The 15,228-nt window shown below is 55.4% G+C and carries 10 protein-coding genes; 4 read left to right on the top strand and 6 right to left on the bottom strand.

What is annotated here, in order from left to right:
* Positions 1–82 precede the first annotated feature (82 nt).
* The 3 genes from A6F69_RS04290 to A6F69_RS04280 all read right to left on the bottom strand — a co-directional run bounded on the left by A6F69_RS04290 (position 83) and on the right by A6F69_RS04280 (position 5,415).
* On the bottom strand, positions 83–1,522 hold the full coding sequence (locus A6F69_RS04290; protein WP_144573723.1) for a right-handed parallel beta-helix repeat-containing protein: 1,440 nt from the start codon (positions 1,520–1,522) through the stop codon (positions 83–85).
* 18 nt (positions 1,523–1,540) lie between these two features.
* Positions 1,541–3,895 carry a glycoside hydrolase family 3 N-terminal domain-containing protein gene (locus tag A6F69_RS04285; protein ID WP_067597816.1) on the bottom strand — a complete coding sequence of 785 codons (2,355 nt, stop codon included), beginning with the start codon at positions 3,893–3,895 and terminating at the stop codon, positions 1,541–1,543.
* Positions 3,896–4,008: 113 nt separating this feature from the next.
* On the bottom strand, positions 4,009–5,415 hold the full coding sequence (locus tag A6F69_RS04280; protein ID WP_425388064.1) for a sugar porter family MFS transporter: 1,407 nt from the start codon (positions 5,413–5,415) through the stop codon (positions 4,009–4,011).
* A 154-nt stretch (positions 5,416–5,569) separates the two neighbouring features.
* Here A6F69_RS04280 and xylB point away from each other — a divergent pair, with 154 nt between their 5' ends.
* The 3 genes from xylB to A6F69_RS04265 are packed head-to-tail and all read left to right on the top strand — an operon-like array spanning position 5,570 to position 9,188.
* Positions 5,570–7,012 carry a xylulokinase gene (xylB, locus tag A6F69_RS04275; protein WP_067602443.1) on the top strand — a complete coding sequence of 481 codons (1,443 nt, stop codon included), beginning with the start codon at positions 5,570–5,572 and terminating at the stop codon, positions 7,010–7,012.
* Positions 7,013–7,023: 11 nt separating this feature from the next.
* Positions 7,024–8,346, top strand: coding sequence for a xylose isomerase (gene xylA, locus A6F69_RS04270; protein ID WP_067597810.1), 1,323 nt, complete (start codon positions 7,024–7,026; stop codon positions 8,344–8,346).
* The gene (locus A6F69_RS04265) at positions 8,334–9,188 is read left to right on the top strand and encodes an aldose 1-epimerase (protein ID WP_067597807.1); all 855 of its coding nucleotides are present in this window, start codon (positions 8,334–8,336) and stop codon (positions 9,186–9,188) included. Before xylA ends, A6F69_RS04265 begins: the two co-directional genes overlap by 13 nt.
* A gap of 7 nt (positions 9,189–9,195) precedes the next feature.
* Here the strand turns inward: A6F69_RS04265 and A6F69_RS04260 are convergent, their stop codons facing one another.
* The 3 genes from A6F69_RS04260 to A6F69_RS04250 form a co-directional block, all read right to left on the bottom strand.
* Positions 9,196–10,725 (bottom strand): sulfatase family protein, encoded by a 1,530-nt coding sequence (locus tag A6F69_RS04260; RefSeq protein ID WP_245638282.1) that lies wholly within the window; start codon positions 10,723–10,725, stop codon positions 9,196–9,198.
* Between the two features lie 356 nt (positions 10,726–11,081).
* Entirely contained in the window at positions 11,082–12,521 is a 1,440-nt protein-coding gene (locus A6F69_RS04255; RefSeq protein WP_083984831.1) for a BNR-4 repeat-containing protein, read from the bottom strand.
* A gap of 252 nt (positions 12,522–12,773) precedes the next feature.
* Positions 12,774–13,712, bottom strand: coding sequence for a Gfo/Idh/MocA family protein (locus tag A6F69_RS04250; RefSeq protein ID WP_067597800.1), 939 nt, complete (start codon positions 13,710–13,712; stop codon positions 12,774–12,776).
* Between the two features lie 201 nt (positions 13,713–13,913).
* On the opposite strand from A6F69_RS04250, the gene A6F69_RS04245 reads away from it, so the two are divergent.
* Positions 13,914–15,110, top strand: coding sequence for an alginate lyase family protein (locus tag A6F69_RS04245; protein ID WP_067597797.1), 1,197 nt, complete (start codon positions 13,914–13,916; stop codon positions 15,108–15,110).
* The last annotated feature ends 118 nt before the right edge of the window (positions 15,111–15,228 follow it).

The following is a 15,228-nucleotide window of genomic DNA, read 5'->3' as shown; positions in this document are numbered from 1 at the left end:
ACAAAGAATGAAAAGGGACGCCAGTTTGGCGTCCCTTTCTCGTAATGGTCGAATGTCAGTTAGTGGGACCAGATATTTCCGTTCACTCCACGTTGTTGTCGAGATTGGTCAGAACGTTACTGGCAGCGACATCAACATTCGCTGAGAGGATAGGACCAACAATTCCTGAATGCGTACCGACTGTGATCCCGACTGTTGTCGACGCTGTACTGCGCGCGCCGTCCACTCCGATGATCTGGTTATCGGCGATTGAGGCATTCGTAACTCCTTCAAGCACAATCCCTTCATAGCGGCTGTATCTGACAGGATCGTTCTGCTGGGCCACCCGTGCTCCAAGATTGCGAATGAGATTCCCAGAAACGGTCACATTGCTAGCTGATTCGACCTGGATCGCGCGCTGAACTCCGTTGAAAACGTTGTTCGATATCACGACAGGTTCAACAATGCGTTCGGCCGTTTGATTATTCGTGTCTCTGAGCGGTTGGCTAAGAGATTCAAGCGATGTCGCGCGGACAACATTGACGAAGACATTGTTTTCCATTGTGATGTTGTGTGCACCACGCTTTGAGGAAATCCCGTCGAACCCCCCGTAGAAACGGTTGCCCCGCACTACATAGTTTCCGCCAAGCGAAGCGTCATAGGGTGCAGCCGACATATAAATGCTAGCATCACGGATCCCAAAGAACGACGAATCCTCGATCAAAGCGGATCGCGCGCCCATCACAAACACCCCGCTATCGCCCCCTGCGTTGCGCCAGGTGTCATTCTCACTGTCTACCGCAGGAGCTGTATCGGCGTTGGTCAGATACGCTGTGCGGTTTGCCTCGGTGATAGGCGCGCCAACGATTGTAAGGCCAGTGATAGTGACAGCATCGACTTTTTGCCGCGGGCTCGTGCCGCCCGTCGCGCCGCGAATGGACAGGCCATCGGTCGTGCCAGCGACCGGATTGCCGGTCGTCGTGCCACCGACTGAAGTGCCTTGCGGCACAGTTCCCGAAAGATGAGCCCGGCTAATATCGAGCTCACCGCCGGTCCAAGCGATATTGACCAAACCGCTGCCACCACAATTGCCACTAAAGCTGTTGGAGGTCGCATCGAAGTCGATCAGGTCCGAGTTAACATTTGGTCCGGCGACAAAGATCGCACCGGTGGCCACGATGGCAAAGTCCTGATTCTGGATGACAACCGAAACACCATCGGGATCGTCAATGTTATATGTGCCAGCCGGGATTGTGAGTGTGTCGCCCTTGTTGGCCGCCTGCTGTAGCGAGGTCATGATCGCCGCCGTATCGTCCATCCCGTCATCGGCAATTGCCTGCCAACCAGCCGTTCCATCACACTCTCCGCCTGTTGCAGGAAAAGTGTTGGTCGGAGTCGGTGTTGGTGTAGGCGATGGCGTTGGAGTTCCCCCGCCCGCAGATGGCGGGGGCGCCGAGCTACCGCCTCCTCCACAAGCCGAAAGCGGCAGACAAACAGTAAGAAGCAGGGCAAACCGCGCATTCACAAAGCTAGAATTGTTCATGGTCCGCTTCTGATTCCATTAGGTCATCACAATTGATGTAGTCTTCAGTTTCTCGCTATCCGTTCCCACCATGACGCTGAACCGGCCAGCTTCAAGTACAAGGTCGCCGTTGGCATCGCGGAACCCGAAGTCTTCGGGAGCAAGCCGAAACTGGACTCGGCGTTCTTGCCCTGGATCCAACGCTACCTTTTCAAAGCCGCGCAAAAGTTTGACCGGCTGGGTGCGGCTGGCGATTTCGTCACGCAGATAGAGCTGAACCACTTCTTTTCCTCTGCGCGTGCCAGTGTTCCTGACGGCGACAGAGACGCTAATTGCGTCGCCTCGTTTGATCATATTAGCGCTTGCGACCGGAACGCCGGTGTCGAAGCTGGTGTAACTCAAACCATGGCCAAAGGGGTACAACGGGGTAGAATCTGAGAAGACGTAGTTGCGGAACTTACCGGTCGGCTTTTGATAATAGAACGCCGGCAACTGCCCCACATTCCGGGCAATCGTCACGGGCAATTTTCCGCTTGGATTCACATCACCGAATAGGATACCGGCGATCGCAAGTCCGCCCTCCTCTCCCGGATAGAATGCATCAAGGATAGCCGGGCATTCCGCTGCCAGAAATTGCGGAGAGAGCGGCCTTCCGTGGATCAAAACAGCAATTGTCTTCTTACCTAAGGCTAGCAAGGCCTCAGCCAGTTCGTTCTGCTCACCCAATAACTCAAGGTCGTCGCGATCACCGCGGGAATCCCCCGCGAAATAGGCTTCACGAGCCGTGGCTTCGTTGCCGCCAAGGCACATCACGATCACGTCTGCATCACCCGCAGCGGCAACTGCTTCCGCGATCAATTGGCGATTGAGTGTCGGATCTGCCTGGACACTCTCGTCCGCGGCATCGGTTTCGATCTCGTTTTGACCTTCATCACCCGCTGTAATCCGGCAACCTGGCGCGTAATCGACCTCAAAACCTGCACGCCTGCCGTAGTCGCGAAGCCCGTCCAGCACACTAACGCCCACAAAGGGCTTCGGAGAATATCCCCCCAGATGGACAGAAGCAGCATTAGGACCGACCACGAGAACTCTCTTGGTCTCGCGCTTATTAAGCGGCAGCAGGCCCGCGTCGTTCTTCAGCAATACCGCAGATTCCTCAGCCATCTTGCGTGCCAAGGCTCGGTGCTCTTTGCTGCGCGCCAGAGCCGCCGCTTTCGCCGGCTCAGCCCAGGGCTGGTCAAACAAGCCGCATTTGAATTTCGCAGCGAGCACACGTTCAGCCGCACGGCGGACATAGCTTTCCTCAAGCTTACCTTGACGAACAAGATCAGGCAGCATCAGGTAAACGCCGTTATTGGCGAGCTCGAGGTCGACACCAGCCTTTAGGCCCATGATTGCCGCTTCGGCTTCATCCTTGGCAACGCCGTGGAGGCTATGAATGCGCCGGACGTCGTCCCAATCGGAAACGACATAACCGTCAAAGCCCCAATCGTCGCGCAGCAAGTCTGACAAAAGTGCCTTATCGGCATGAGCAGGTACGCCGTCGATCTCTCCATGCGATGCCATCAGGCCGACCGAGCCAGAATCTTTTATGGCAGCCCGGAATGGCGGCAGCACGACGTTATGCAACTCGACCGGGCCGATATGCGAAGGCGCGAAGTTCCGTCCACCGATGCCCTGTCCATAGCCAGCGAAGTGTTTGACGCTGGTCGCTATTCGGTCAGGAGGCAGATACTCGGCTGGTGCTCCCTGCAATCCCGCGACAATCGCTCGCGCAGAAACTGAAACGACATAGGGGTCCTCACCCCACGTTTCTTCTGACCGACCCCAACGCGGGTCTGTGCAGATGTCGATATTGGGCGAAAAGCATGCTTGCGCGCCGCGCGAACGCGCTTCCTTGGCGGTCGCCGCAAACACACGTGTGACAAGCTCAGGATTAAAGGCGCAGGCCATCGCCATCGCTTGTGGATACTGGGTCGCACCGTCTGCTAGCAGCCCCGCAAGGCATTCTTCAAAAATGAAGGCGGGGATACCGAACCGACTGCGACTGACGACCTCGCGCTGGAGTGCGAGTACCGCACGGGCATTGTCAGCCGGACCAGCTTCCAGACTTGCTGAATAGACGCCCCCGATGCCATGTCGAAAATATGGAAAGTCCGCCTCAAATGCTTTTGCGTCGGCCATAACATCCGCTGCACGCGGGCAATTGAGCTGCGCGCCAAGCTCATCAAGCGTCATCAACGCGACGAGAGCCTTTGCACGGCGTGCTGGTGAGAGCGACTTGTCGCGAAAATCATCGCCCTCACGAGCATACAAAGCACTGCTGAAGTTTCCAGCTGCAGCAAATCCCAAGCCTGCAAATCCGGCCAGCGTCGTTCGACGGTCAATTTTCATATCCGTAAGTCTCCTGCGGTGGGTTCGCGCTCTGAGCAATCTCGCAAATCATTGGTCATGCGCCCCACGTCTCAACAAAAATGTTGCCTCTAAATCCCAGTCCAAACAGTGCGTCAGCCTTCCATATCCTCGAGCTCCACGCCCCTCGTTTCATGCACAGCCGCGCGGACGAAGAAATACGAAACGATGGCGAAGAAGGCGTATCCGAAATAGGCAATCGACAGCCCGGGCCATTCGACCAGCGATGGGAAGCTGACCGAAACAATGGCATTGGCAATCCACTGCGCAAATCCGGCCACAGCAAGGCCCGAACCGCGGATCTGGTTGGGAAACATCTCTCCCAACATGACCCACATGATTGGGCCCCAACTGGCATTGAAAAATATTACGTAAAGATTGGCCGCAACCAGCGCTATGATGCCGCTATTGTCAGGCAAAACAAGCGAACCGTCGGGGCCCGCCACGCCAGTCGAGAATGCATAAGCGACCGTTGCTAGCGAAAGCGCCATCCCAATAGATCCGATTTCGAGCAGCGGCTTGCGGCCTATCCGGTCGACAAAGGCAATAGCGACCAGACAGGCGCCGATCGATAAGGAACCGGACAAAACGTTAGTCAGAAGAGCTTCGTCCTCCGTAAACCCTACGGCTTCCCAGAGCGTGGCTCCGTAATAGAAGACAACGTTGATCCCGACGAACTGCTGGAAGACGGCAAGGCCAACCCCGATCCAGACAATAGGACGTATCTTGCCGGTTGAACTCGATATCAAATCGGACAGCTTTGGGCGATGATGGTCACTTGCGAGACTTGCTTCGATTTCGCGCGTCTTGCGCTGGGCTGTTTCCGGATCGAAGAGCTGTGACAGGACGCTAATCGCTTCTGCATTGCGGCCCTTGATTACGAGAAATCTTGGACTCTCTGGGATCGTCAGCAAAGCCACAAAATAGATCAACGCAGGCAGCGCTTCGACCATGAACATCCAGCGCCAAGCCGGATATCCAAGCCAAATTTCTTCTGTCGATCCACCAGCGTAGCGAGCGAGCGCGAAATTCGCGAGAAACGACCCAGTCAGGCCAATGATGATCATAACCTGCTGGATGCTTGAAAGACGGCCACGCCACTCAGCTGGAACCACTTCCGAGATATAGACCGGCGCCATAACACTGGCCGCACCGACACCAAGTCCACCGATGATACGCCCAATGATGAACACTTCAGAAGTGTCAGCTAACCCGGTCATAATGGCGCTGACGAAAAACAGAACTGCGCCGATTAACATAACCCCGCGTCTGCCTATCACGTCAGATAGGCGACCAGCGCCGAAGGCACCGATCGCACAACCGATCAGGATCGAAGCGACATTGATCCCAAGGCCAAGACTGCCAAGATCGAACGCAGATTCAAGGCCGCGTTGCGTCCCGTTGATAACACCGGAATCATAGCCAAACATGAAGCCGCCGATCGTCGCGATCGAAACAACGACGCCGATTATGCCTAGGTTCGCCCGGGCTTCTGATGTCACCGTCAATTCCCCCCCTTGCCTTCGATGACCGGCTTTTCCGGCGCGCGCTCAATTGAGCGCAGCCACCATCCGCGATCACCTGCCAAGCCCTCAAAAATTTGAGATGACTTTATTGCTATTGAGCATTAATGATCGATTTTGAGGGGATATGCAAATGTATTTGGGCGTCGACATAGGAACATCTGGGGTAAAGGTGATCGTTGCCTCCCGGACCGGTGCCGTCGTCGCACGAAGTACAAGCGCATTAAGGGTGTCCAATCCCGTGCCAGGCTGGTCGGAGCAGGATCCGCAAGACTGGTGGCGCGCCACTTGCGCGGCCGTCATGCAATTGGACTCTGACATCCGGGCTAAGGTTGAAGCGATTGGGCTCAGCGGCCAAATGCACGGCGCGACTCTTCTTGACGGGCAGGATCGGCCATTACGCCCTGCAATCCTTTGGAATGACGGGAGGTCCACCGCGCAATGCCATGCAATCGAAAGTGCGGTTCCTGAAAGTCGCGTAATCACGGGAAATCTAGTGATGCCCGGATTTACCGCACCCAAACTGCTCTGGGTTCGCGAGCATGAACCTCAAGTCTTTGCGAATGTACGCAGCGTCCTGCTGCCTAAAGACTACGTTCGCCTCTTGATGACAGGCGACAAAGCATCAGACATGTCAGATAGCGCAGGTACGCTTTGGCTGGATGTCGAGAAACGATGCTGGTCAGACACAATGCTGAATGCAACCGGGTTGACGCAAGAACACATGCCGACTCTCTTCGAAGGGAGCACAGCCACCGGCAAGTTGCTCACCGAAATTGCCGAACAATGGGGCATGGAGCGAGTGCCAGTCGCGGCCGGAGCCGGAGATAATGCGGCTGGGGCGATCGGAGTGGGCGTCATCTCAAATGGAGACGGCCTACTCTCATTGGGTACATCCGGAGTAATATTTGTATCAACGGATAGCTTTCGCCCCAATCCGGCCAACGCCGTTCACGCCTTCTGCCACGCTTTGCCTGATACCTGGCAACAAATGAGCGTACACCTTTCGGCTGCATCATGCATCGAGTGGGCGGCGCAACAGCTAGGTATTGGAGACGTTGCTAACTTCCTTGCACTGGCTGAGGAGGCCGGTGCCGGGTCTGGTCCAGAACTGTTCTTGCCCTTTTTGAGCGGCGAGCGAACCCCGCACAATGACCCACATCTCCGCGCAGGATGGCTCGAATGCGACAATCTTACAAGGCCCGAGCGCCTGGCTTGTGCTGTGCTCGAAGGAGTTGCTTTTGCGCATGCAGACGGGCTGGCGGTCTTGCGCGAGGCTGGAACCAGAGTTGAACGGCTTTCGGTCATCGGAGGGGGCTCACGTTCGCGTTTTTGGGGCCGCATACTCGCGTCGGCGCTCAATGTCCGGCTCGACTATCTGGAAGGAGGCGACGTCGGGCCAGCAATGGGTGCAGCCCACCTGGCTCGAATGGCCGCAACTTCAGAAGCGCCTGCGGATGTCTGCAAACGTCCAGAAATTCGCGAAACCATCGATCCTGACCCAGAGCTTGTCGAACTTCTGACCCCCAAGCTCACTCAATACCGCCAATCCATCGACCTTCTCAAATCACGCTGAAAGTTCTTGCCATGTCTGCCGACTACTTTTCTCAATTCGATACCATCCGCTTTGACCCAAGCGCGAGCTCGGACCTCGCTTACCGCGTATATGACAAGGATCGGCTGGTCATGGGCAAGCGGATGGAAGACCACCTGCGGTTTGCCGTTTGCTTCTGGCATACATTTTGTTGGCCCGGAAGCGATGTCTTCGGCGCCGGCACATTCGACAGGCCCTGGCTTTCCGGAGCCAATGATGGCACGGCCGCGCGGGCCAAACGCGAAGCTGCACTTGCTTTCGTCGAAAAGCTCGACCTACCTTTCTACTGTTTCCACGATGTCGATGTCATGGCTGATGCGGGCGATGCGAAAGGCTTCCGTGCAAGCTTTGCCGAAGCTGTCGAGCATCTGGGAGAGCTTCAGGAAAGGCACGGTCGCAAGCTGCTATGGGGCACAGCCAATCTCTTCAGCCATCCGCGCTACATGGCAGGGGCTGCGACCAATCCCGATCCAGAGGTCTACGCTTGGGCGGCTATGCAGGTACGCGATGCGCTCGATGCCACTCACCGATTGGGCGGCGAAAATTATGTTCTGTGGGGAGGCCGCGAAGGCTACGACACCATCCTCAACACCGAAATTGGCATCGAACAGGACAATTTCGGTCGCTTCCTTTCGCTGGTAGTCGATCACAAGCATCGCATTGGCTTCAAGGGCACGATCCTGATCGAGCCTAAACCGCATGAGCCAACCAAGCATCAGTACGATTTCGACACGCAAACCGTCTACGCCTTCCTGGCCCGCTACGGTCTAGAGAAAGAGGTGAGAGTTAACATCGAGGCGAACCACGCCACTCTCGGCGGGCACTCCTTTGAGCACGAATTGGCTATGGCCCGCGCGCTCGGAATCTTTGGCTCTGTCGACGCCAATCGCGGTGATCCGCAGAATGGGTGGGATACTGATCAATTCCCGAATTCGACCGAAGAATGGACACTCGCGATGCTTGAGTTTCTTCGTGCTGGAGGGTTTACCACCGGTGGCTTCAATTTCGATGCAAAGGTCCGTCGTCAGTCGATCGATACAGCTGACCTTTTCCACGGGCACATCGGCGGCGTCGATACGATCGCGCAAGGACTGCTGAACGCCGCGGCAATTATCGAAAATGGCGAGCTCGAGCGTTTTCGTGCTGAGCGGTATTCCGGCTGGCAAGGAGCGTTAGGCAAAGCAATTCATGCAGAAGGCGCTACTCTTGCCAGCGTCGCTGAGCATGCGATCGCTGCCAACCACGCCCCTGACCCTAGATCGGGACAACAAGAATGGTGCGAGAACATTGTAAATCGGGCGCGATGCTCGAGCTGAATTCCGGCGACTATCGCGTTGTTATTGATCCTGAACGGGGTGGCTCGCTTGCTGCATTCGAATGGGCGGGGCATGCGATTCTTCGTGCCTCAAAGCCTGGTACAATGTCCGAAACAGCATGTTTCCCGATTGTGCCGTTCTCAAACCGGATCGAAGCTGGCCAATTCGAAATGGACGGGAACACCTTCCAGCTTGCTCCGAACGCGCCATCCCTTGATGGCAACAATCCTATCCATGGCTTTGGCTGGCTAAGCGCGTGGGAAGTTGTCGACGCTGATGCGACGCGTGTTGTCATCCAGCACACTCATGACGCCAGCGAGTGGCCATGGCGGTATCGCGCGCGACAATACATCTTGCTCGGAGAGAATGGCTTGCTTCTTCAGCTCGAAGTTACCAATCTTGACGAGACAGTGATGCCGGCGGGCCTGGGTTTCCATCCCTACTTTCCGCGCCGGGCCGAGGCTCTCTATCATGGCCTGCATCTGGGCGAGTGGTCTGTCGATAATGGCTGTTTGCCGACCCGCTTGGTTGAGCTGTCAGAGCCCGCGGATTGGTGGAAAGGCGCGCCGGTTGGCTCGCGCAGTGTCGATACGGTCTATACTGGCCGACATGGACCGCTTACGCTGATCTGGCCCGATATTGCCGCGAAGGCGACCATTAAGCCGTCAGAAAACTTGCCGTTCACCGTCGTCTATTCGCCACACGGGCGGGATTTCTTTTGCGTCGAACCCGTAAGTCATGAAACCGATGCGATTAATATGAAGCCTGGCGGAATGGCGGCGTTGGCTCCGCGCGAAACCATGCAGGCATGGATGCATATCGAGATCGAGTCCGCTGACTGATCCCCTGCTAGCAGATGGGAAGCATGGCTGGATCGAAATCCTCGATCCGCGATGGCTTGTATCCATAGCGGACCGCTTTAGCTTTGAACGGTGATGTCGCATCGATAGGCCGCACATAGAGCAGCGCCTCGCCGTCTACCCCGCCATAGCCGATCGATGCGCCAATGGTTGCAGACGTGAGCAAGACATTGCCATCAGAGTTCAAGCACGCTTCCACTATCGCAGTCTGCGGTTGCTGCCCGCGCGGCCAGATACGTGCGACTAGGTCGCGCTCCGGGATACGGCCCATATCGCCGCTCTCTTCGATCCAATTCTCTAGCCGGGCTGACAGCCGGTGTTTGATAGCTGCAAAGCCCGGACTATCAGCGACATTGCGCACCTCATCGGGATCGGCCTCGGTATCGAACAGGAATTCGCGAGGCGCAACGTCCGCGAGATAAGAAGCCTGCAACGGCGATAGATCGCCTTCTGTATGAAGACGCCGCATCTCCCGCATAATCGGATTGACGTTCTGATAGCTGAGAGAGGGGATCACCGGCTCATCACTGAAATAGCGGATATAGTGCCACCTCTCCTCACGCGCGCCGCGAAAGCGCTGTGGCACTTCGTCGAACCGGTCGCCCGCCATGAAGATTGCATCGGGTGCCGGATCATCGAACAGGCGACGTCCTTGAATATACTCTGGAATAGTTCCGCCTGCCCAATCCAAGATGGTCGGCGCAAGATCGATAAGACTGACGAGATCGCCGCGATTGGTCCCAGCCCCAAACCCATCGGGAAATCGTACCAACAAGGGAACATGTGTCCCGCTGTCGAAGATCGTGCGTTTGTGTCGCGGCAAGCCGTCACCGTGATCAGTAGTAAAGATGATGATGCTGTCCTCGAAACGTCCTTCCGCCTCGAGCCGGGTCAATAGTTCGCCCACTTGTCGGTCCAACAATCGGATATTGTCGTAGAACCGCGCAAGATTGGCCCGTACAACCGGCGTATCCGGCCAGTAGGGAGGAATGCGTAAAGCGGCCGGATCAGTGGGAGGGAAGTCTTTAGCCGCGTCGATCTCCGCATTCAGCGCAAGACGGCGCGGCACAATGGGATGTAGGGCAGGGTCGGTGTCGGGTGCCCAGATGCGCCCTTCATGCGTGACTTCGAAATTGAGCATCGCGAAGAATGGCTGGTCCTCTTTGCGCGAATTCCAATCCGCTCCTTTTTCGTTCTCGTCCCACACGGTGAAGACTTCGCCAAACTGGTAGTCGGTCTTGAAGTCATTCACAGTAAAGTATCCTGCGGCACGCAGCAGTTCGGGAAATGCCTTCACCTCTGGCGGAGGAACAGCGCGATAGGGCGCACCCTCGCCCATGTTCTCACCGTAACTCGCGGTTCGCATATTATGCGCACCGAGCGTAGTTTGGTGCACCCCAGTAATCAGCGCAGCTCTTGATGGCGCGCAGACACCAGCTGTGGTGAACGCTCGCGTGAATACAACACTTTGCGATGCGAGACGGTCCAGGTTGGGAGTGACCGCGGCTCGATCCCCCATGAACCCCAAACGTGGCCCGAGATCCTCCGCGGTGACAAGAATTATGTTGGGCTGAACGGACGTTCGCAATTCATGATTGCGAGGCCCAAAATCGGAATGAGTACACGCCTGTACCAAGGCAACAAATGCAATGAGTAGGACGGTTCGCATAGTCGACAAACTAGCAAAGGCTCAAGCAAAAGCCAGCTCTTGTGATCAATCTTGAGCAAGAGCAATCAAACCGCGTTTGTAGCGCTCAACCAAGCCTGAGTGCGCTAGTGTCGGCTAACATGCTCTCGTACAATTCACTCTGTGTTCTCTGGCCTTCGTTGCCAATAAGAGCATTGCTCTGGCAAAGTCAGCAATAATGCTTGCCTCTAGTTTGAACGCATAACTGGTCCGTTGTCGCCAACAAGATACATGCGGCGCCAATCAGAACCTTCCGGCTTCTCTGCAATGATCATTCGTGCGTCGGGATGGGCATTGCGAATGAAAGCGCTGGCGGCAGAACCTGGGCTGTCGAGATTGCTGAGCGAGGCTGGCCTGTCGGGCGCTTCTCTATTAGGCGGGGCGTCTGAGCCTTTGAACTCAAGCAACAGTTTGCCTGGTCCAAAACTCATTCCGCTATCGCGGCTTTCCCACCAACGCACTTGGGTAATGTCGCTATCCGGTTTTATCCCACTCAGGAGAAAACTCACATTCTGGCCATCGACCACATAGTCACCTCGGCCAATTGGCAGTCCGCTTTTGAATTCGCCCACCCATGCTTGACCATTCCAGCGGAAATAGCTGGCTTGTTTGGGGCCGCCAATCTGCCAGCCGATATCCTCGCCGATATAGGCGTTGATATGCGGCGTGCCTTCTGCGTCCACCCGCGTGATGCCGTTGAACGTCCACAAGTCGCCAGTATCAACCGCCAGCGCTTTATGATCGGCGACCTCTTTGGTGATGGGAAGGGTCAACTCTTCGCCCTTAACATTCTTCCAGCGATCTTCCTCGGTATCAAAGCTAACGAAGTAGAGGTTCTTGCGCTCGGTTGAATGCCCGCCGCGATTGTTGCGCGGAGCGCCTTGGTCCCAGCAGTAGTGGTAATCAATGCCCAGTACTATTTCGTCACCTCGCCCTTTGGAGACGCTAGCATACCAGCTGTCTGTTCCCATGCCGTCATCTCGGCGTTTGGTTTTCAGGAACGAAACCGGTTCGGCAAAGGTTAGGCCGTCATCTGTCGATTTTTGATAGACCCAGTTGCTGCGATGGGCTCCGTGGCGATAGAACAGGTAGATATCGCCATTATCCATCTTGATAGCCTGGTTGTACGTGCCAAAAGGCGAGACGTTGTTGAGGTCTCTCCAACTGGTAATGTCATAAGGATTTTGGGAGACGGCATGGCGATTTTCGCCTGAGTGAGCATCGCCGATGGGGTTCGCACCGTGCAGATCCGTCACTCCACCGTGCCCGCCGTAGAAAATGTGGATGTAACCTGCATCATCAATGATCATGGTGGGCTTGCCATGGCTGTCAATCTTCTTCGCCGGGTCTTTGCCCAAGATGCTAGTGCCAGCCTTGAAGGGGCCAATCCACTCATGCGTCTCGTGGTTATAGGCGGCAACATAAGGATCTTCATTGGGTCCTTGATAAGAGACATAAGTGACCCCGTTGAGGAACTCGCCTGCAGGATGCTGGACAACCGCCACCCCTTCGCCAAACCCATTGTCGGCAAAGTAGGGAGTGGGCTTCTTGTTTTGGGGGGTGAAAGTTGCGCACGATGCCAAGAACAAGAGCATCCCGCCAAAAGCTGCATTGCGGAACTTGGTCATATCGATTTCCCTCCCTGTTGTGATCGGCTTGCCGCCACACATCAATATCCAACTGTATGTCTTACCGCAGCCGAGTTAATACACGAAGCTCACCGTGCGCTTGGCCAGGTGCCTGGCCTCATACGCTACTCTCAACCTAGGTCACGATACGGCAGCAAGTAATCGCATAGGTTTGCCGAGAGTGTTGTTGGCCCAACTCAAGAGATTCCGTGCAATCGAAGCTGACCACTATCCTTGCCAAGCCACAGAGCTTCAAGGGAAGCAGGAAAAATAGCTGGCATGACAAGCTTGGCTGAATTCCCAGTTCGACCGCCCCTGCTCAATGTGTTCACGCGCGTCTCTGAATGCTTCGACATAATGATTTGCAAGACGAGAGCGCTCGTTCTGGAAGCATTGAACGGTGTCGTGAACGTCACCCGTGATCTCGAATGTCTCATTGGTATGATGCAGCTCAATTCTGACCCCATCATTTAGTTCTGCTTTGGATGTCTTGAGTCCGTGACCCTGAGACCAGTCTGTCTCGATCGTAACTGAACCAGCCCAATCTCCTGACAGTTTGAAAGTTTGGCGCGATCTGATCTCAGCCCAATTGCGCTCTGAGGGAATGTGCTGTCCGGTAACTCTTTTCAGTTGCGCTCCAGGAAAAGCCGCCAGCACAATGGAAATGGCGTTTATTCCGCCGTCCGCCCAGGCATTGATCAATGAGGCCTGCGCAGCAGGGTTCTCTTCGTAGGGATCACAAAGCAATGTTTGCCAATGCACTGTGACTGGGGTCCGGCTCGATGCCTTGACCTGCTGGAAATACTTCCGCGCTGCAATCACTTCGGACCCATACTGGGCGTGAAGCAAGGAAAAGACAGGGGTCCCACGCGCGCAAGCTTCATCGCGCAGCAGACCGAACTCAGCAGAATTCAATGTAACCGGCTTTTCAATTAGAAGAGGTCGGCCCGCATCTAACGCGAGTTTGGTAACTTCGAAATGTTTCGAGCTGGGCACGGCTACCAGAAAGGCGTCGAGTTGAGCCAACTTTGCCATGTCGCGAAAGTCAGCAAAGAAGGGCACATCTTTGATGTCGTCGGGTAGAATGGGATTGCCCACATCGCACACTGCGGCAATCTCGATACCTGATGGATCCGAGGCTTCCAGATACGCCGACAAAATTCGCCCCGCACCTATCACACCTAGCTTCATCTATGGACGCCCGCCTATTTGTTGGATGGGATATTGATCGATCCAAATATGACCGGATGGTGTGGTCAGAGCAAGTAGACAGGTGACGTCAAAAACTTAGATCGGATTGCCATGCGAAAATTCTGGTCTCTCTATCTCCCGTCAGATAAGCGCGGACTCACTCTAGTATCCAGGGAGTTTGTAATACGTACCCTCACACTGATGAGTGCATTCTTTGCAATGTTCACTTCGCCAGACTCCGTATCGGCGCTGACCGAAGACGGGCCCGTTTACGCAAATTACGAATGCCGAGGCTCGCTTGGCTATTCCAGCGATTTTAACGGAAGGAAGACATTTCTCTGGCGTCCGCAATGGCTCGAGGCAATCGCATCCGACCCGGAACAACGGAAAGCACGACTTGCGCAAGCCGAAGAGGCTTTGCATCGTGGGCCCTATTCTGTGACCGACAAAGGCAAGAACGTTCCAGGTGCCTCATCGAATGACTACGCTTCTATCGGGCCATATTGGTGGCCCAACCCCGACCAGGCAGACGGGTTACCCTATATTCGGCGCGATGGTGTCGTGAATCCCGAGCGCAACGGACCTGATTTCGACAAGGGCCGCTTGAGCCAGTTAGGTGCCGATTTGGAAGCACTGGCGCTTGGCTATTTCCTTACGGAGGATGCTCGCTATGCCACGCGCGCGGCAATGCTTGTGGACATCTGGTTTCTTGACCCGGACACGCGAATGTCGCCCAACATGGATTTCGCTCAGGGTGTTCCAGGGCGAGTAAATGGACGTGGCGAAGGTATAATCGAAGCATCCGATTTTTCGACCGTCATCGAGAGCGTAGGCTTAATCCTGCCATCAGGAGCCCTTTCTTCATCGCAGCATGCCAACCTCCAAGACTGGTATGCACAATTCGTTTCGTGGCTTCAGACGAGCGAAAATGGCAAGGCATCAAGGAACAAGACCAACAATCACGCTATCTTCTATGACTTCTATCTTTCTCACTTCGCGCTTTTCGCGGGAAACGAGGAACTCGCAAGGAATGTCTCGAGTGATTTTCTCAACAAGCGCCTCGCGCAGCAAATGGATCAAGACGGACGTTTCACGTCTGAACTCAATCGCACGCGGAGCTGGCACTATTCGAATTACGTCTTGGCGGGGGCCGGCAGGCTGGCGACTATCGCCGAGTGTGTGGATCATAACTTGTGGGCTGAACAGCTGGATGACGGGCGAGGACTCGAAAAGGGAATAGGCTTTTTAGGGCGATATTCTGGCCGGTTGGAAGAATGGCCCTATCCTGATCGAGATCACGCGGCAAAAAACTATGATCGGATGAAACACACACATCAGCAAGTCGAGGCACTTTTTGCGCGCGACCTAGGCTTTGTAGCAAACACAGAATTGCCTTGAAGGATTGAAGTGCAAACGGGAGTTCTTGAAAAGGAACCTGACCGCATGACTGCACTGGTCCGAGAGGAATTGGTCACGGCCGCTCTCTACGTCTCCGATAGAGTGGACCAGTGTGATG

It is taken from the genome of Altererythrobacter ishigakiensis (genome assembly GCF_001663155.1).
In the GTDB taxonomy this organism is placed as follows: Bacteria; Pseudomonadota; Alphaproteobacteria; order Sphingomonadales; family Sphingomonadaceae; genus Erythrobacter; species Erythrobacter ishigakiensis.
Note: the sequence above shows the minus strand (reverse complement) of the source record. Positions and strands in the feature narration are given on the sequence as shown.